Here is a 19,287-nt window from a genome sequence, read left to right on the forward strand (position 1 = left end):
ACTGTTGACAATTACCCCTGAAAAGCATAATATGAATTAAGGCGGCGTTATCTCTGTTTATAGAGAACGTTCGCTTATATTAAGGCGTAGGAAGCGATATGTCCAATATAAAGGAGACAGCGGAGGCGCTGCGGAATCATCCGGACGCCGCGGCGCTCGCGGCTCGTTACGCGAAAAACCTGGCGCACGAGCTGCGCCTCGTCTTCTGGGAGACGACCGCCGGTTGTAACCTCGAGTGCGTCCATTGCCGTCGCCTCGACGTGGCGAAGGAACTCATGAAGACCGACCTCACCACGGAGGAGTCGCTCCGGCTGGTCGACTCGGTCCGCGAGGTCGGAACCCCTATTTTGGTGCTTTCCGGCGGCGAGCCCCTCTTCCGCCCGGATATCTTCGACATCGCATCCTACGCCTGCGGAAAGGGGCTCGCCGTTGCGCTCGCAACGAACGGGACGCTCATCGACCGGGAGATGGCGAAGAAAATTTCGGCCTCCGGGATCCAGCGCGTGAGCATCTCCCTCGACGGAACGGACGAGAAGACCCACGACGATTTCCGGCGGCAGCCGGGCTCGCTCAAGGCGGCGCTCGAAGGCCTCCGCCGCGTCAAGGAGCAGGGGATAAGCATACAGGTCAACACGACCGTCACCAAGCACAACGTGCACCAGCTCGAGGAGTTCTACCGCCTGGCGCTCGAGATGGGGGCCGACTCCCTCCACTTTTTCATGCTCGTGCCCGTCGGGTGCGGCGTACAGATAGCCGAGAGCAACGTGCTCGACGCGGAAACCTACGAGGAAGTGCTCCGGTGGCTTTATCGAAAGTCCATGGAGAAGAAGCTCCACTGCAAGGCCGTGTGCGCTCCGCACTACTACCGCATCATGCGCGAGGAAGCCAAGAAGGAAGGCCGAAAAATTACCCCGCAAACCCACGGCATGGACGCCCTCACCAAGGGCTGCCTCGCCGGGACGGCCGTTTGCTTCATCTCGCACGAGGGCGACGTGTTCCCATGCGGTTACCTGCCCGTCTCCTGCGGGAACATTCGAAAACAACGTTTCAAGGATATTTGGGAAAATTCCCCCGTCTTTGCCATGCTCCGCAACGACGACGGCCTCGAGGGCAAGTGCGGCATCTGCGAGTTCAAAAAAGTCTGCATGGGCTGCCGCGCCCGCGCGTTTTACGAGAGCGGAAGTTTCATGGATGAAGAGCCTTACTGTATCTATGTGCCCAGGAGGCAGCGTGCTTCCGACGTCGCCCAGCAGCGGGCGTAGAGAGAACCATCACGATGACCGCACAGCAGGCCAGCGCGGCCACCGGTAGCGACCACGCGCTCAGGGCCCACGTCCAGGCCCTTGCGAAGGAAGAGCCTTTCTTTAATGAACTTTTCGAGACGGCGCTTGGCCGCCCCGTGCGCCCGCGTTTCCATACGGACACGGCGGGGCTTGACATCTCGTTCGAGAACACCGTGAACGACCTTCCCAACCGCGCGCGCTTGAAGTTTTTCCGCCACAAGGGGCAGAAGCGCATGGTCGCGTTTTTCTACAAGAGTAGCCTCCTCCCGCACAGCCGCGACCGCTTCGCGTACGGCTGCTGCGTTTTTCGCCCGGAGAAGACGTCGGGGTCGGACGTCGCGGCCTGGTTCGAATACTCCGAAAGCGGGTTCGCCGTGGACAAGCGTCCGGCCGGATGGATGCGCGGCGTCCCGTTCGAGGTGCCGGAGTAATCAGGAAACAGGAAACAAGATGAGCCTAGAGACACTGAATCCATGCGAGCTTGAAATCGACCTGTTTTGCAAGGGACTGCGTATCGACCCTTCATGCACATTGGAGGAAGACGCGCGCCTTTTCGCCCGCACGCGCGCGGGCCTCGGCAGCGGGCTCGAACTCGTAATCCCCGGGCAAGGAACCATGAAGGACGTCTGGGTGAACACCCCCGTCGAGGAGGATTTCGCCCAGGTCTCGCCCTACCTCCTCGTCAAGCGCGGCGGCGAGTACGCCATCCTCGACGAGCGCGGCCCCTCCTACGCGGTTCGCATCCCGCACGAGCCGCGCTGGTACACGGCGAAGACGAGCCGCGGCCACGACATGTGCCGCATCGGCGTTCTCCAGGGCACCTACCTCGGCATCTACATCGACAACTCCTGCGGCTTCTGGTACTACCCGACGCCGCTCAACTGCCAGTTCTGCACCACGGGCGCGAACGTGGGGGTCAACGAGGTGGCGGATAAGGACAAGGACGAGGTGGCCGAGGTCTGCCAGGCGGCGAAGGACGAGTCCGACATCACGTTCGTGCATTTCAACGCCGGCTTCCACCCCGACGACACCGACTTAGAGAAGGCCGCGCCCTACGTCAAGACGGTCAAGGAGAAGGTCGGCCTGCTCACGGGGGTTCAGGTTTCGCCCACGAGCAACCTGTGGAAATACGACTGGCTCATCGACCTGGGCACCGACCATTTCTCCTTCTGCTACGAGTTCCACAATCCCGAGTACTTCGCCAGGTACCTGCCGGGCAAGGAAAAGCTCATCGGCCAGAAAAAGTTTTTCAGGGCGATGGAGTACACGGCTAAAAAGCTCGGCAAGGGCACCGTCTCGGGGGAAATCATCACGGGCGTCGAGCCCATCGAGGACACGCTCAAGGCGATCGACTACATCACGGGGGTGGGGGCCTTTCCCACGGTGTGCATCTTCCGGCCCACCGTCGGCGCCGACATGGAGAGCGTCCCGCCGCCGCGCTACGAGGACATGCAGGTGGTGATGAAGCACATGTTCGATGCTTGCCGGCGAAACGGCATCCCCATCGGCATGGCCCCGAACATCGAGGTGAGCATCATCGTCAATCCCGAGGACGCCGCCTATCTCGCCGACCGCGCGCCGGGCTACTACTGGTACCGGACGAAGCTCGCGGTCATGCGCTTCGGGGCCAGGCTCTACTTCGCCCCCCAGCTGCGCCCCCGCGAGGTCAAGGCCGACTCGCGCGACCCGGAGCCCTACCGCGCACCCGCCGCGACTTGACTTAACCGCACATAAAGGATTAGAATCGGACATTCCAAGGAGCACAAATTACCCTCCGCACACGGAAGGTGTAATTTTGAGGATACGCGTTCTATGGCTGGCAGCCGCTCTCGCTTGGGTGCCGTCCGTATGGGCATCGGGGGCAGAGCTTTCTTTCGAGGAGCGCCTTTACTACCAGGAGAGAATCGAGCGCGTCTATTACAACCACCGCACCGGCGCGAAGCCGCCTTTTGAGGAGACCCTTTCTCGGGAAACGCTGGCGAACAAGGTTGAAAAACATCTTCTTCAAAGCGCCCTCGTGGAGGAGCAGGCGCAGCGGGGAAGGAGCTATGCTTTGGACGAGGAGCGTCTCCAGCGGGAGCTTGAGCGAATCTGCCGCTCGACGAAGGCACCGGGCGTTTTGAAGGAACTTTTCGCGGCGCTGGACAACAACGCCTACCTCGTCAAAGAAATATTGGTGCGCCCCATCCTGGCGGAGAAGATGACGCGGGCGCTGTACCGGGGAGACGCGGAGTTTCATCGCCCGGAGCGGGAGAAGGCGGAGCGCATCCTGGACGAGGCACGCCTGATGAAGGGCGGACAGATGGAGGCGACGGCGAGGGTGCATGGGGCGGAGCATCTTCAAACGGCGTTGCGCGCCCTTCGTGACGCGTCCCGCCGTTTTCCTGAGGAGGCCGAAGGCCGTCACGAAGGGCGGCGGGACGCTCCTCAGGGACGCGGTGGGAACACCGTCGAAATTGAGCCGGACGAACTCGCACGGCGGCGCGAGGAATTGAAAGGAACGGAACGGGCGCCCCGGATGCGTGAGACGGAGTCAGGGTTTGCCATTGAGCGGCTTCTGCCTTCTGAACCTTCTGAACTGGACGTTGAATCCATCCTCATTCGCAAGCGCCCCTACGAGGAGTGGTTTGATAAACAAGTTGGCGAGTTAGGGGTTGAGAGCTTAGGAGTTGGGGAGTTTTACGCCGAGCCATCCGAGCCCTCAACTTCGCAACTTCAAAGCTCCTCAACTCTTGACTCTCCCTGGGAGCCTTTACCCTCGCTCTCCCCGCTCCCGACCTCCGATCCTTGCACGCCGGACTCGTGGGTGAACACGCTGGGGATTGCGGCCAGGGATGATCACACGGCCGTGTGGACCGGCTCGGAAATGGTAGTCTGGGGAGGAGGGTATTGCGGACTTGGGTGTACTTTTGATACCGGAGTGCGCTACGACCCGTCGACTGATACGTGGTCGGCGACCTCGACGGCGAGCGCGCCATCGGCACGGGCACGGCACACCGCCATATGGACGGGAACGGAGATGATCGTGTGGGGAGGACAGACCAACGTCACTTATTTCAACACGGGCGGACGGTACGACCCAATCGCGGACACGTGGACCGCGACCACGACGACGGGTGCGCCTTCGGGCCGCCGCTACCACACGGCCGTCTGGACAGGGACGGAGATGATTGTCTGGGGAGGCGATGACGATGCACCTGGCTTCTTTGACGACGGCGGGCGGTACAATCCCGCGACGGACTCGTGGACCGCGACGTCCACTGTCGGCGCCCCTCTTGCGCGACAGGAGCACACAGCCGTCTGGGCCTCCGGAATTCTCACTCCCGTGATGGTCGTCTGGGGCGGCTGGGACGTAAACACCTCCAACAGCGGCGGCTTCTACGACCCTGCGACGGATACATGGACGGCCACCTCGATGGGGGGCGTTCCTTCCGGTCGTTACAAGCACTCGGCGGTCTGGACCGGCTCGGAGATGGTCGTCTACGGCGGCATTGAATACCTCTACGATACGCTTGGATGCATAGAACCCGTATTCTTCCCCGCCTACGGAGAGACTTCGACCGGAGGAAAGTACGATCCCTCCACCAACAGTTGGTCTTCTATGCTGTCGGCTCCCTTGACGCCCCGCTCGGAGCATACGGCGGTCTGGACCGGGACAGAAATGATCGTGTGGGGCGGCCGGATCTATGCGGGCGGGTTCTGTCCGTACAGTTATGACTGCTACTGTGACGTCTGGTATCACGGAGACGGGGCCCGCTACGATCCTGTTACGGACGCATGGAACATAACCTCCCCGACGGGCGCGCCCGACGCCCGTGCCCGGCATACCGCCGTCTGGACGGGCTCAGAAATGATCGTCTGGGGCGGATACTACTACGCGGGAGGTTTTAATCGCACCTATCACACGGGCGGCCGGTATGACCCTTCGGCGGATACGTGGATTCCCATGGTGAATACCGGTCCTTCACCGCGAGACAGCCACACTGCGGTGTGGACGGGGGCCGAGATGATCGTGTGGGGAGGCAAAGGTAGCAGCTCTCTTTCTTCTACGAACACCGGCGGACGCTACGATCCTGCGCTCGACGTTTGGCTGGATACCTCGCTCACGGGCGCTCCCTCCATGAGGCGCTTTCACACCGCCGTCTGGACCGGGACGGAAATGATCGTGTGGGGAGGATACGGCGGTCTCGTGGGAGGAGCGAAAGATGATGGGGGATGCTACGATCCGCTCTCGGATTCATGGACGAGCACCTCAACCACGAACGCGCCGTCCGCGCGCTACTACCACACCGCCGTGTGGACGGGAACGGAGATGATTGTTTGGGGTGGCTTTGGATGTTCTGATCCTCCTACATGCTTGCTCACCGCCTACCTCGACACCGGCGGACGCTACAACCCTTCGACGGACAGCTGGACGGCCACGGGCACGACGGACGCGCCGTCGGCGCGCTACCGCCACACGGCGGTGTGGACGGGAACGGAGATGATTGTTTGGGGTGGCTTTGGATGTTCTGATCCTCCTACATGCTCGCTCACCGCCTACCTCGACACCGGCGGACGGTACGATCCGGCGACGGACAGCTGGATGGCGACCTCGACCGCAAGCGCACCCACGGCCCGCGAATACCACACCGCCGTGTGGACGGGAAACGAGATGATCGTATGGGGAGGATACGACGGAACGGCCTCGCTGGATACGGGAGGGCGGTACCAGCCTTCAACAGACTCATGGGCTCCAACTTCGCTTGTCGGAGTTCCCTCGGCGCGCTCTTCCCATACGGCAGTATGGACTGGCAGCGAAACGATTGTGTGGGGCGGAGGAACGGATACGGGCGGCAAATACAGCCCTTCCGCGGACAGCTGGGCACCAACGTCCACCGTGAACGCGCCGGTGCCTCGCTCTAAACACACGGCCACTTGGACGGGCGCGGAAATGATCATATGGGGCGGAACGCTTGCGACGAACTCGATGGGACTCTATACACCGGACTGCCCGGCAATCTGCGTCCCGCTTCCGACACCGTCGCTTCAAACGCCCCCGAGCGGCGTAACCGTTACGTCCTCCACTGTCCCCCTCCGGTGGTACGATGTGCTCGGCGAAACCGGCTACGAGTGGCAGGTGTTCAACGACATGTGCATCGCGGACATCGCCGCGAGCGGGACGACGAGCGTGAACCAAGGAAGTGCCGACGTTCCCCTCGCTGACGGCGACTATTTCTGGAGAGTGCGAGCCATAGGGGACGGCACATGGTACTGCGACAGCGGTTGGTCGGAGTGCCGCGGCTTCACCGTGTTCGCCTGCGCGCCGGAGGACGGCTACGAGGAGAACGACACGTCCCCGCTTGCGTCGTCTCTCAGCGTGGGGGAGACGCAAAGCCACTCCCTCTGCGACCAGGACTGGCTGCGCTTTTCCGCGGACGCGGCCAAGACCTACGAGATTCGAACGCTCAACCTTACGGGCGGCGCCGATACGCTCATCGAGCTCTACCGCTCCGACGGGGTGACGCTGGTGGACTCGGACGACAACGGAGGCGGCGGCTTGGCGTCGCTCATCACTTGGACGGCCGACGAGACGAGCGATTTCCTTGTCCGCGTGCTGGAGCCCGCAGGCGCGTACGGAAGCGGCAAGGGCTACGACGTTCAGCTTACGTGCGTCGCCAATTGCGGTGCGGGCCGCGGCTGCTGGAAAGATACGAAGGTTTCCGCGCCCTCACCGCGCTACGGCCACACCGCGGTTTGGACGGGCTCGGAGATGATCGTCTGGGGGGCGGCGGGGGACTCCTCCGGCGGGCGCTACGACCCTTCCACGAAAACATGGACGCCTACGTCTCTCATCGGAGCGCCCTCTCCAAGATCCGATTTCACCGCCGTCTGGACGGGCTCGGAGATGATCGTCTGGGGAGGAGACGGGGGAGCAAGTGGTCGGTTAGACACGGGAGCACGGTACGATCCTTCCACGGATACTTGGACCCCGACGTCCACGGTCGGCGCGCCTCCGGCTCGCTACTACCACACGGCCGTCTGGACCGGAACGGAGATGATCATCTGGGGAGGATTCGGTCCTGGAGCGGGTGACACGGGAGGACGATACGACCCTGCGACGGATACCTGGGCGCCTGTTTCCACGACGAATGCGCCATCCTCCCGACGCGAGCATACGGCAGTGTGGACCGGCACGGAGATGGTTGTCTGGGGCGGCTACGACGGAAGTTTCCTGGACACGGGCGGACGCTACAACCCTGCCACGGACACATGGACGGCGACCTCGACCGTGGGTGTTCCAACCGGGCGCTACAAGCACACGGCCGTCTGGACGGGGACGGAAATGATCGTCTGGGGCGGCTACGACGGAAGTTTCCTGGACACGGGCGGTCGCTATGACCCTTCCACCGACACGTGGACGGCGACCACCATGACCGGCGCTCCCTTCGCGCGCGAGCGGCACAGCGTCGTTTGGTCCGGAACGGAGATGATCGTGTGGGGCGGTTACAACAATACCGGGCCTTGGCCTTATCGACGGAACGACGGTGCGCGCTACAATCCGGCGACCGACTCCTGGACGGCCACGACCATGACGAACGCACCTTCCATTCGCTCCGACCACACGGCGGTGTGGACGGGGACGGAAATGATTGTCTGGGCGGGTGACTGGGGGGGCTCGAACAGCGGCGCGCACTACGACCCCGCAACGGATTCCTGGATTGAGATGCCCCGCTATGGTGTTCCCGAGCCGCGTTGGATAGACGGCGCCGTGTGGACGGGCACGGAGATGATCGTGTGGGGAGGATACAGTATAGGCAATCGCCTCGACACGGGTGGAAGGTATGATCCTGCAGCAGATTCTTGGACCGAGACTGCCGAATCAGGAGCTCCCTCGGCACGTTCGAGTCATTCCACCATATGGACGGGAACGGAGATGATCGTCTGGGGCGGGTACGACGGTTCAACCGAAGTGGACACGGGCGGACGGTACGACCCAATCACGGACTCATGGCAAGCCACGTCTACGGCGGGTGCCCCGGCGGCACGTTTGAGTCATTCCGCCGTCTGGACGGGGACGGAGATGATCGTTTGGGGTGGATACGACACGGTGGGTTTGACGGACACGGGTGGACGGTACGACCCGGCGACAGACACCTGGCAACCTATGTCTACGGCGGGCGCGCCGAGTGCGCGTGCTCGTCACACCGCCGTGTGGACGGGCACGGAGATGATTGTCTGGGGCGGCTACGGCAGCAGTCCTAGCTACAAAAATGACGGCGGGCGCTACAATCCCTCGACGGACTCATGGACGCCCGTCACTCTGGTGGACGCTCCGATGGGACGACACTACCACACGGCGGTCTGGACGGACACGGAGATGATCGTCTGGGGCGGCTCCGATTCCAGCGACCACTTCAACAGCGGTGGACGTTACGATCCAACCTCGGATTCGTGGGCCGCTACGCAGCTGTTTGGCGCTCCATCCGAACGCGACAGCCATTCAAGCATCTGGACGGGGAAGGAAATGATCGTCTGGGGCGGCAGCATGGGCTCCGAAAGATTCAACGACGGCAGCCGTTACGATCCCGTCACGGACACGTGGAAATCCCTACCTACGGCGGGTGCTCCGTCGGCCCGGTATAACCATGCGGCCGTGTGGGCCCCCGAATACGGGCAAATGATCGTTTGGGGAGGAGGCACGTCGTCACGCTCTTTCGACAGCGGCGGCGTTTACACCTTGCCCCCCGACGTTCCAACGATTTCCTGTCCCCCGACGGCATGCGTCGGGACGCCCTACACGGTTACCTGGACCGTCGCGGCTTCGGCTTCAACCTACGACGTGGACGAGGATTGCGACGGGACGGCGGATTACACGACGTCCGATACGTTCCTCACGCTGGCGAAAGCCGTTCCGGGCGTCTTCTGTTACCGCGTCCGCGCAGCGAACGATTGCGAGTACACGTGGTGGTCCGCCCCGGACTCGACAACGGTGGACGGTCCGACGCCGACGATAACCCCGGACGGCCCGACGACTTTCTGCGAGGGCGGAAGCGTAACGCTGGATGCAGGCGCGTGGTCGGGCTACTCGTGGAGCACGGGGGCGACGACGCAGACCATCAACGTAACAACGGGCGGCTCGTACGCGGTGACGGTGACGGACGGAAACGGCTGCTCTGGCACGTCGGCGCCCGAGGAAGTGACGGTGAACCCGCTGCCGACGCCTGTGATTACCGAATCGGCGTGCGGCGTGCCGACGCCGAACAACGTTACGCTCGACGCGGGCGCGGGCTACTTGGCCTATCTCTGGAACACGGGCGCGAAAACGCGGACGATTGTCGTGGCGGGAAACGGCGCGTCATCCTACAGCGTGATAGTGACGGACGGCGACGGGTGCCAGGGCTCGGACAGCCACGGCCCGGTGCAGGACTGCGGCGCGCCGTCTCCTCCCGGCGAATGCTCCGGTCCCGGCGAGCCGCCGCTCATCTTCACGAGCGTGACGAACTTGACGTGGGAGCTGGACGCCGCCGCGACCGTCTATAACCTGTATCGTGGAGACGTGGCGCTTCTTCCGGACTACGGTGACTGCTACCAGGCGGACTTGCCGTCGAACTCGTTCGACGAAGCGGCGAGTCCGCCGGCGGGTGCGACGTGGTTCTACCTCGTGAGCGCGGAGAACGGAAACGGTGAAGGCCCTCTCGGCGTCGACTCGGACGGCGTGGAGCGAGTTCCCACAACAATCTGTCCGTAGGCGCACCCGCCGCTCAAACTTGCAACCGCCCGCCGGTTTATGTGTAATGTCGTATGGGCAAGCCATCTGTTGAAAGTGTCGTCGTACCCGAGGAGGAATTTTCAAGCCGCGTTTCAAGGACCAGGCAAAAAATGGTCGCTAGCGGCATCGACGTGCTGGTCGTTTTTTCCGGACCCGGCAGCTTAAGGTACGGGCAGCGCGGGCACGTGCTCTACCTCTCGGGATACGAGCCTTACTTCGGGGACTGCATGATGATACTCGCGGCGGATGAAAAACACGAGCCGTTGCTGGAGACCGACTCGGCGAACTATTTTCCGGAAGAATGCACCTGGATTACGAACGTGGTTGAAACCGGAGATCATATCAAAGTGATAAAGGAGTATTTGTCGGATACGGGTCTCACGAAAGGCAGGGTCGGTATTGCCGGCGAATATTCCGTCAGCCCGGCGTTGTATCTCCGTATGATTGACCGGCTCAAACCCGCGGAAACCGTGCCGGCCTCAAAAATCCTCGAGTCCGAGCGTGCGGTGAAATCCGATTTTGAGCTGGGTTGCCTCAAAAAGGCCGCCGAGATTGCGGCGAAAGGATTCTTTGCGGCGGCTGATTTCATCAAACCCGGCGTCACCGAGTCCGATATCGTCGGGGAGGTGGAAAGGGTATGCAGAAGACATGGCTCGCAATTCTTTCCCCACTATACGATGGTCGTTTCAGGAAATGATGAAGTACATGGAAGTAACTGGTGGAAGTGCGGCGGGAGAACGATAGAAGCCGGGGATCCGATCAGTATGGATTTCGGCACCATGTATAACAATTATTGCTGTGATCTTTGCCGTCCGTACGTCGTCGGGAAAGCATCGGATAAACAAAAAGACGTCCTGAAAGTCCTGCTTGAATCGCACCATGCGGCGGCGGAAGCGGCCAAGCCGGGCGTGATGGTATCAGCGGTGGATGCGGCGCATAATAAAGTTGTGACCGCTGCATGGGGTGATCAGGAGGACTGGTGGGGGCTCGGCCATGGCGTGGGGCTCGAGGTGCACGAGTGGCCGTTTATCGGCTACCATCACATTGTTGACGAGGATGCTTATAAAGATGTTCCGCTTGAGGAGAATATGGTGATTTCCCTGGAGCCGTCGATTTCCTTTCCGGATGTAGGAGATTTCCAGATCGAGGATCAGTTCGTCGTGACGAAGGGCGGCGCGGTGCGGTTGAACGACATTCCGCATAAGATTTTTGAAATTTGAGAAACAACGATTTTATGGAGGCAAAATGACCGATCAAAACCCGGAACCCGGAGTACTGACAAGCAGAAATTTTAAATTCAACGGCCTCGACGACCTTGTGCCGGGCAGCCGGTATACGGAAATAAAGGAAGCGGAAGGGTTCGGCGGTTTCGGGCTTTATTTTATGGAGCCCGGCAGCCAGACAACCGTTTTCTCCCTGGAAAGTGAAGACGATGGCACGGCCGATGAATACTACGGCCCCTGTTTCGAGTTTTACTTTCTCATTTCCGGCGAGATAACGATGTATTGGGGGAAGGACGCGGCCAAGCTGAAGAAAGGCGAAGAAAACGAATTACATCTGAAAGCCGGTGATTTCGGATGCTGGGAAAAGGGATGGAAGTTCTCGGCAAAGAACACGGGAGAAATCCCGGCCATGTTTTTCTGGGGACTTGAGGAACCCCCCGAGGGCGTTGTGGGGAGAGCGGCCCCTGTGACCTGATTTGCGGCTACGCCTCCGGCGTAAAGCAGCAGTAGCCGATCTTATCGCACGCCTCTTTGAGGCGCTTCCACGTGTCCGCCTCGGGGATGGCGCGAAGGGCCATGGGGTAAAGGACGTGGTTCTCCTTGTGGATGTGCGCGCGGAGCATCTCGACGAGGACGCGGGCCGGCTCCGCAAGGCGGTTCTTGAACTCGGAGAGTTCCATGCCCCCGCTCTCCTTGGCGAGGGCCTCGAGTTCGTGTTTGAGCTTCCGGAGCTCCTGGTGCTCCGCCCTCATCACCCGGGTCGGGCCCTGAATCATGCGCCGCTCAAGCTCTGTGAAGAGCGCCTCCTCCTCGCGCTGGTGGTGAGGCTCGGCGCCTATGAGGTGCCCGGCGAGGTGCGCGAGCGTCTCGCGGGTATTTTCTGGAACCGCCGCACCTTCCGCCTTCCCGACATCCTCCGCGAACGCCTCGAGCTTGTCGAGGACGTCGAGAATAATCTCGTGCTCGCTCATCATGGTGTGGAGGACGTGGCCCGCAGGCAGCGTGGTTTTGAAGTCAGGGTTGTCTTGTGGTCTCATAGGGGTCTCCTCGAAGTTTTTCGCTTAACCGTTCATATGCTCCCGTTAGTTTAGCATTTTTTTCGCTATAGCTGGCCCGCGAGGGGCGTCATGAGGGCTATTTTTTTGAGGTTTTAAAATTCAAAATTAACTTGCAAAATGGCCGTTGATTGTGTATAATGAGGTATTAAGGTATGGAAAGGCGAGCATGCATAAGCACGTGAGGCGGTGCAGTTGCCCGAATTGCAGAAAGGGGTTTTTATTCTAGGGTAGCGTTTTATTCACAGGCTTCTCTCCTCCCTTGTTCAGGCGGGCGATCCTCCCGGGTCGCCCGCTTGGCTATGTTTGGAAAGGGCTCAACACTAACGAGCGGCGCCCCTCAAAAGTTCCCGGTGAAATTTGCAAACGCCCGTTAGTGCCTACATAATGAGGCATTATTCCTTACTCCTTGGGGATGTTTTCGATGACCGTTGCCTTGCTCTACGCCTCGGCGGGCGCCGATTCCCCCGAAGGCGCGACCTTCACCTCTTTGCGCTAGCGGCACGACGTGATGATGGACGAAGTTTTTCCCCGGACGGAACGCTCGTGGAGAAAGCGCCTGCAGCGCGTCAGCATGCGGACCAAGATCGTGGTCCCGATGGCGGCCCTCGCCATCATTCCGGCGATGGTCGTCGGCGTTTTCAGCATCTCGCGCACGCGGGGCTCACTGAAGGAGAGCACCGTCCAGCTCATAGGGTTCGACACGGTTTCGAGGGCGCAGGAGGTGCAGGAATTCCTCCAAGCTGTTTTCAAGGACCTGCGCTTCCTGGCCCAGAGCAGGGTGATACGCGGCCTCGCCGCCGCGGAAGCGTCGGGAACGACCGGGCGGATCGCCGCCCTGCGGAAGGAGGCGGAGCGGGAGTTTCTCCTCTTCTCCCAGGGCAGGCGCGCCTACTACCAGCTTAGGTACCTCGACAGCACGGGGCGCGAGGTCGTGCGGCTGAACGTCGAAAACGGTCAGCCGTCCGTCGTTCCCCCCGAGGAATTGCAGGACAAGAGCACGCGCTACTACGTGAAAGCCGGCATGGCGCTGGAGCCTGGAGAGGTGTACATCTCGCCCATGGACCTGAACATCGAGCGCGGAAAGGTGGAGGTGCCCCACCGGGAGGTCGTCCGTTACGTCACGCCCGTCGAGGGGGACGGGGAGGGGGGAGGGGGCCTGGTGGTGATAAACGTCTACGCCGATTACCTTTTCTCGTTGATAAGCCCCTTTCCCCCCAATACCGAGGCATGGCTTGTCGGAGACGACGGCGCGTACCTGAGCTATTTCGGCGACTCGGAGGAAAAACGCCATCTCTACCGGCTGGAGGCGCAGCGCCGCCTCTCCGCGGATTACTCTCCGGCGGAAGTTTCCGCCATCCTGCAGGACGGGAGCAGGCAGCGGGCCCTTGAGACCGCCAGCCACCTGGTGCTGTCCGCGCCCATCGCGTTCGGCGAAAAGGCGAGCGCCCGCCGGTGGTGGCTTTTGATCGCCTACCCCGAGGCCGCCATCAGCAGCCGCGTCCGGCCTCTTCCGGTTTTCCTTTCCGTGGTGCTGGTGCTGGTCGTCACCGCGGCCGCCGTCACGGGCGTACTCGTGTCCCACTACCTTTCACGCCCGATGTCGCTCCTGCGCCAGGCCACGCGGGAAGTCGTGGCGGGCAACCTGTGGAAGCAGGCCGAGGTCGCAACGGGGGGCACGATCGAGGGCCTGGCGTCGGACATCAACGTCATGACGCAGAGACTCCGGGAGGCCCAGGAGCGGCTCGGCACGTGGGACGAGGAGCTCGCGGCTGAGGTCGCGCGCCAGACGGAGCGGCTGAGCAAGCTGCAGACCGGCCTTGCGCGCGCCGACAAGCTGTCGTCCATCGGACAGATGACCGCCGGCGTCATGCACGAGATCGGAAATCCCCTCGCCGCCCTCAAAACGAAGATCCAGGTTGCCCAGGAGGACGGGAAAAATTGTCCCGACTGCCAGGCGCTTCTCGAAGAGACCATGAAGGAGGTGGACCGCCTTTCCATGTTCCTCCGGTCGTTCTCGCGCCTGGCCAGACTCAGCCATCCGAACTTCCAGGACGTGTCGCTGGTGGATCTGGTTAAAGAGGTGGCCCTTCTCGTGGACTCGGAGCTCCAGCGAAGGAAGGTCACCCCGCGCCTGGAGCTCGCGGGCGACACGCCGCACGTCCGCGGGGACGGAAACCAGCTTCGACAGCTCCTTATCAATCTGCTTTTCAACGCCGCGGACGCCTCCTCGCCCGGCGCGGAGATTCTCGTCAGGACGGGGCTCGGGTGCGAGAGCGCGAACATTCAGGACCCGAGCGCGGGAGCTTTTCTCGAGGTCGTCGACCGGGGCAAGGGCATAGCCCCCGAGCGCCTGGGAAAAATCTGGGACCCGTTCTTCACGACGAAGCCCGAGGGCACGGGTCTCGGGCTGGCGATATGCCGCCAGATTATCGAGGAGCACGGCGGCGCGATCCGCGTGAAAAGCGCGCCCGGCGCCGGAACGACCATCACGGTGGAGCTTCCCGGAAGGCCGCCCGCCCGCACCGAAGACCGGCCGCGAGTCTGATGCACGAAAAAATAACCCTGCTGATTGTCGAAGACGACGAGAGCCTCAGCGCCTCCCTGGAAAAGTCGTTCCGCAAGCACGCGTACGACGTGCTTTGCGCGGCGGAGGTATCCGAGGCCAAGCGAATCCTGCACGCGCAGAAGGTCGATCTGGTTCTCCTCGACGTTCAGCTGCCGGACGCCTCCGGCCTCGAGGTGCTCCATTCGGCCCTCGAGATCGACCGCGAGATCCTGGTCATCATGATGACGGCGTTTCCCGAGATAAAGACGGCCGTCCGCACCCTGAAGGAGGGGGCCCACGATTTCATCGTAAAGCCCTTCGAGCTCGAAGGGCTGCACCTGACGGTCGAAAAAGCGCTCGAGACCCGCGGCCTCCGCCAGGAGGTGCGGAGGCTGGAGCACGAAAAGCGCAGGCGGGGCGGCGTCGGAGAAATTCTGGGGGAAAGCCCCTGCATCGTGTCCCTGAGGAGCCAGATACAAAAAGTGAGCGAGGCGGACACGCCGGTACTTGTGGTCGGCGAGACGGGGACGGGCAAGGAGCTGGTGGCCGACTCCGTCCACCGGTCGTCCTCGAGGGCCGGCGATCCCATGGTGAAGGCGAACTGCAGCGCTTTTTCGGAGAATCTTCTTGAAAGCGAAATCTTCGGCCACGAAAAAGGCGCCTTCACCGACGCGAAGGAGGCGCGGCCGGGGCTTTTCGAGATGGCCGACGGCGGCACCCTTTTCCTCGACGAAATTTCGGAGATGAAGCCTGGGCTCCAGGCGAAGTTTCTTCGCGTCATCGAAGGGCATCCGTTCCGCAGGGTGGGAGGGCAGCGCGAGGTGCGGGCGAACGTCCGCATCGTGGCCACGACCAACCGCGACCTTCCGGCCCTCGTCCGCTCCGGGGACTTTCGGGAAGACCTCTACTTTCGATTGAAAGTCTTTCAGATCGACGTCCCCCCCCTGAGAAGCCGCGGGAAGGACATCATAGTTCTCGCAAGATTCTACCTGAACCAATTGGCCGTCGACCTGCGGAAGGGGAACCTGTCGCTTACCCCCGCGGCCGAGGAGGTTCTCCTCGCCTACCCCTGGCCCGGCAACGTCCGGGAGCTCTGCAACGTTGTGGAGCGCGCGGCCCTTTTGTCGGAGCAGGGCGAGGTGGACGTAAAGCACCTGCCCGCGGAGCTCCAGACCTCCGCTTTCATCAAGCGGCACGGCTTCTTTGCTCCGGGCTCCCTGGCCAGCCTCGGCGAGCTCGAACGCCAGTACATCAACCACGTCCTGGAAGCGACGGGGGGCAACATCTCCGAGGCCGCGCGCATCCTCGGCATTTCCCGAAACACCCTGAAAGCAAAGCTTTAGCCTAAGCCCGGCCATCACCGAATTCCCGGCCGATGGTTAGTAAGAGAAGCCTGTTCAAATTCTGACCATGGCGCTATAACGTCTTGTAAATAAAAGACAATTTTCCTTTAAGCAGCAAACGATCCCCCCTGGCGTCAGCGGTTGACCACCCGCCCCGGGCCGGAGCGGGCGTGACGGTGACGCGGAGAGTCGGTCCCGGATTGCGAAAAAACCCTTTATTTTCAACGAGTTGCGGGCGAAACGCATACGGGTTTCCGACCCGAAGGGAAAGCTGGCACGGCAATTGCTTTTCTTTAACGTTTTATGTTTGCCAACAATAATCCCCGACCGGGGCATTGTGGCTTTCCTCGTGAGAGGAGCGGGTTGGAACCTCTTCTTTTCTTGAGGGAAAGCCGATAAAGAGGCGCAGGCTTTGGTGGCTCGCTGTGGGCGTCGCCGTCATCGGGCTCGGAGGAATCCTGTACTTCCAACTCCGAAGGCCGGAGCGCACCGCGGCCATTCGTGGGCAAGAAATCGCCTGGCGGCTGGGGTGTTTTGCCTGTCACGGTCCGGAGGGAACCGGGGGCATCGCCAATCCGGGCTCCCTGGAGAACATTGTGCCCGCCTGGGATATAGGAGCCGACGTTATCTACCACGAGACCGAGGATGAGATTCGAGAGTGGATTCTGTACGGAGTGTCGCAGCGCTTCCTTGCCGTCTCAGAGGAAACGGCCGGCGGCGAGGAAGAGCCGGAACCCCTCGTTCCCATGCCCGCCTACGAGGGACTCCTGTCTTCCCAAGAATTGGATGATCTGGTGGCGTACTTCCAGGCCGTGTCCTGGTATGAGCCGGAGATGCCCGAAAACGCCTACGAAGGAAAAAAGATCGCCGCGCGGACGGGCTGCTTCGGCTGTCACGGGCCGGGAGGGCATGGAGGCGTTCCGAATCCCGGAAGCTTCAAGGGCTTCATTCCGCCCTGGGACGGAAGGGATTTCGGAAAACTGGTGCGGAACGAGGAGGAGCTGCGGGAGTGGATACTTGACGGAACCATCAGCCGTCTCGAGGCCAATCCCCTGGCTCGCTATTTCCTCAAGAATCAGAAAACCCCCATGCCCGCCTACCGGGAACATCTTTCCAAAGAGGACGTGGACAAAATCGTCGCCTATATCCAATGGCTGAGAAGGGGATGAAGATGAAATCGTTTGCGTTAAGAACATTGCTTGGTTTCACGGTCGTTGCCTGGACCCTGCTGATCGTCATCAGCGGCAGTCCCGATGGACAGCCTTCCAGAGACTATTTCGGCGATAACGAGCCCGTGCTGATAAGCCCCGACAGTCCCGCGCTTATCAGACGGCCCGCGGCGCCGGAGGCCACCGTGATTACGGAGGCCGAGAGCAAGCCCGTATACCGCTCTCCGATGCACGTCTGTTTCTCTCCGGACGGCCGCCGGGCCTACGTGGTGAACCAGACGTCCGACTCCGTCAGCGTGCTGGACGCGCGGGCGCTGAAGGTGGTGGACGAGATTCCCGTGCCTCCCCAGCCGGCCCACGCCGCCCTCTCTCTGGACGGCCGCACGCTCTACGTCACGAGCCTCTACGCAAACGCCCTGGCCGTGCTGGACGTTGAGAGACGGCGCCACATGCGAAAAATCGAGACGGGTTACGGCCCCTACGGCGTGACGGTATCTGCCGACGGAAAGAAGCTCTACGTTGCCAACTCCCTGTCCGACACCCTTTCCATCATCGACGCCAAGACCGGCGAGACGGTGTTCGAAACGCCGGTGGGAAGGAACCCGCGCTACGTGGCGGAAACGCCGGACGGCGCGCGGCTCGTGGTCACAAACGGCCTCTCGCGGGACGTGTCGCTGGTCGATCCGGCTTCCGGTCAGGTGCTGGAAACGAGGAAGCTCGGAGAGGGCGCGCTGCCGCGCCAGGTCGCCTGCTCGCGAAGCGGTAAATGGTCATTCGTCGTGCACCTGGTCTCCCGCGACCTAGCCATCCCCACGCAGTTGGAGCGGGGGTTCACGCACTCGAACGGCTTCTCCGTCCTCGATCTCGAAACTTCCGGCTTTTTCGTTACCCTTCTTCTGGACCATCTGCTTGACGGAGCGTCCAACCCGTGGGGCGCGGTGGTGTCCTCCGACGACAAGCGGCTTTACGTTTCGCTAGCGGGGGTCCACGAGGTCGCGATTGTGGACCTCAAAAAAGCGGTATCCCTGGCTAAAGAAAGCTATCCAGAGGAGGTGGCGCGCCTGGCGAGGGACGTTGAAATTCTCTTGCTGCGCAATATTGCAAGGCGCGTGGACGCCGGCGGCCTGGGGCCGAGAGGCATAGCGCTCCACGAGGAAAGAAACGAGCTGTGGGTGTGCAACTACTTCAGCGACACCGTCTCCCTCCTGGATGCCTCGACCGGCGCCGTCCGAGAGGTCGTCCGGCTCGGCCCGCCGCAGGAAATGACGCTTCGGCGAAAGGGCGAGCTATTGTTCAACGACGCGATTGTTACGTTTCAGAGGTGGGCCTCCTGCGCCAGCTGCCACCAGGAGGACGCCACGATGGACGCCTTCAACTGGGACCTCCTGAACGACGGCGCCGGAAACCCGAAGAACGTCAAATCCCTCCGCGACATCCACGACACGCCGCCGGCCATGTGGTCGGGCGTGCGTAAGGACATGGAGGTCGCGGTGGCCGCGGGCCAGCGCTTTATGGGGTTCCTTCCCGACCCGGAATACCACGAACCGCTGCTGGCCTACATCGGCTCGCTGCGGCGGATGCCGAATCCCCATCGCGGCAAGAACACCGAGGCCGTGGAGCGCGGCGAACGGCTGTACCGGCAAGCGCGCTGCGACGTGTGCCACATGGCCCCCTCATACTCCGACAACCGAAAGCATGACCTCGGGCTGGCGGCGGAAATCGATCTGCGCTCGCGCTTCGACACGCCCGCCCTCCGCGACTGCTACCGCACGGCGCCCTACCTGCACGACGGACGCGCCAAGACGCTCAAGGAAATTTTTACCGACCATAACCCGAACGGGACCCACGGTCTCGTGAGAGGATTTTCTGAAGAAGACCTCGACGACATGGTCGCGTACTTGAGGACGCTTTAGG

The 19,287-nt window shown here is 61.9% G+C and carries 11 protein-coding genes; 10 read left to right on the forward strand and 1 reads right to left on the reverse strand.

What is annotated here, in order from left to right; translation table 11 throughout:
* Positions 1-98 precede the first annotated feature (98 nt).
* The 6 genes from JSV08_01385 (at position 99) to JSV08_01410 (ending at position 11,733) form a co-directional block, all read left to right on the forward strand.
* Positions 99-1,262: a radical SAM protein gene (locus JSV08_01385; GenBank protein UCF81103.1), complete on the forward strand. Its 1,164-nt coding sequence runs from the start codon at positions 99-101 to the stop codon at positions 1,260-1,262.
* A gap of 14 nt (positions 1,263-1,276) precedes the next feature.
* On the forward strand, positions 1,277-1,714 hold the full coding sequence (locus JSV08_01390; protein ID UCF81104.1) for a hypothetical protein: 438 nt from the start codon (positions 1,277-1,279) through the stop codon (positions 1,712-1,714).
* Positions 1,715-1,733: 19 nt separating this feature from the next.
* Positions 1,734-3,002 carry a hypothetical protein gene (locus tag JSV08_01395; protein ID UCF81105.1) on the forward strand — a complete coding sequence of 423 codons (1,269 nt, stop codon included), beginning with the start codon at positions 1,734-1,736 and terminating at the stop codon, positions 3,000-3,002.
* Positions 3,003-3,078: 76 nt separating this feature from the next.
* Positions 3,079-10,014, forward strand: coding sequence for a hypothetical protein (locus JSV08_01400; protein ID UCF81106.1), 6,936 nt, complete (start codon positions 3,079-3,081; stop codon positions 10,012-10,014).
* Between the two features lie 53 nt (positions 10,015-10,067).
* Positions 10,068-11,255: an aminopeptidase P family protein gene (locus JSV08_01405; protein ID UCF81107.1), complete on the forward strand. Its 1,188-nt coding sequence runs from the start codon at positions 10,068-10,070 to the stop codon at positions 11,253-11,255.
* 25 nt (positions 11,256-11,280) lie between these two features.
* Positions 11,281-11,733: a hypothetical protein gene (locus JSV08_01410; GenBank protein UCF81108.1), complete on the forward strand. Its 453-nt coding sequence runs from the start codon at positions 11,281-11,283 to the stop codon at positions 11,731-11,733.
* Between the two features lie 7 nt (positions 11,734-11,740).
* Here JSV08_01410 and JSV08_01415 read toward each other — a convergent pair whose 3' ends face one another.
* Entirely contained in the window at positions 11,741-12,295 is a 555-nt protein-coding gene (locus JSV08_01415) for a hemerythrin domain-containing protein (protein ID UCF81109.1), read from the reverse strand.
* A gap of 529 nt (positions 12,296-12,824) precedes the next feature.
* On the opposite strand from JSV08_01415, the gene JSV08_01420 reads away from it, so the two are divergent.
* The 4 genes from JSV08_01420 (at position 12,825) to JSV08_01435 (ending at position 19,286) form a co-directional block, all read left to right on the forward strand.
* The gene (locus tag JSV08_01420; protein UCF81110.1) at positions 12,825-14,861 is read left to right on the forward strand and encodes a hypothetical protein; all 2,037 of its coding nucleotides are present in this window, start codon (positions 12,825-12,827) and stop codon (positions 14,859-14,861) included.
* On the forward strand, positions 14,861-16,204 hold the full coding sequence (locus tag JSV08_01425) for a sigma-54-dependent Fis family transcriptional regulator (GenBank protein ID UCF81111.1): 1,344 nt from the start codon (positions 14,861-14,863) through the stop codon (positions 16,202-16,204). Before JSV08_01420 ends, JSV08_01425 begins: the two co-directional genes overlap by 1 nt.
* Positions 16,205-16,629: 425 nt before the next feature.
* On the forward strand, positions 16,630-17,373 hold the full coding sequence (locus JSV08_01430; GenBank protein UCF81112.1) for a c-type cytochrome: 744 nt from the start codon (positions 16,630-16,632) through the stop codon (positions 17,371-17,373).
* A 2-nt stretch (positions 17,374-17,375) separates the two neighbouring features.
* The gene (locus JSV08_01435; GenBank protein ID UCF81113.1) at positions 17,376-19,286 is read left to right on the forward strand and encodes a beta-propeller fold lactonase family protein; all 1,911 of its coding nucleotides are present in this window, start codon (positions 17,376-17,378) and stop codon (positions 19,284-19,286) included.
* Position 19,287 lies beyond the last annotated feature (1 nt).

Source organism: Acidobacteriota bacterium (assembly GCA_020349885.1).
GTDB lineage: Bacteria > Acidobacteriota.

What these genes read in the sequence shown, in the direction of transcription:
- JSV08_01385 (UCF81103.1), top strand. Translation starts at nt 99, where the DNA reads ATGTCCAATATAAAGGAGACAGCGGAGGCGCTGCGGAATCATCCGGAC.
- JSV08_01390 (UCF81104.1), top strand. Translation starts at nt 1,277, where the DNA reads ATGACCGCACAGCAGGCCAGCGCGGCCACCGGTAGCGACCACGCGCTC.
- JSV08_01395 (UCF81105.1), top strand. Translation starts at nt 1,734, where the DNA reads ATGAGCCTAGAGACACTGAATCCATGCGAGCTTGAAATCGACCTGTTT.
- JSV08_01405 (UCF81107.1), top strand. Translation starts at nt 10,068, where the DNA reads ATGGGCAAGCCATCTGTTGAAAGTGTCGTCGTACCCGAGGAGGAATTT.
- JSV08_01410 (UCF81108.1), top strand. Translation starts at nt 11,281, where the DNA reads ATGACCGATCAAAACCCGGAACCCGGAGTACTGACAAGCAGAAATTTT.
- JSV08_01415 (UCF81109.1), bottom strand. Translation starts at nt 12,295, where the DNA reads ATGAGACCACAAGACAACCCTGACTTCAAAACCACGCTGCCTGCGGGC.
- JSV08_01420 (UCF81110.1), top strand. Translation starts at nt 12,825, where the DNA reads ATGATGGACGAAGTTTTTCCCCGGACGGAACGCTCGTGGAGAAAGCGC.
- JSV08_01425 (UCF81111.1), top strand. Translation starts at nt 14,861, where the DNA reads ATGCACGAAAAAATAACCCTGCTGATTGTCGAAGACGACGAGAGCCTC.
- JSV08_01435 (UCF81113.1), top strand. Translation starts at nt 17,376, where the DNA reads ATGAAATCGTTTGCGTTAAGAACATTGCTTGGTTTCACGGTCGTTGCC.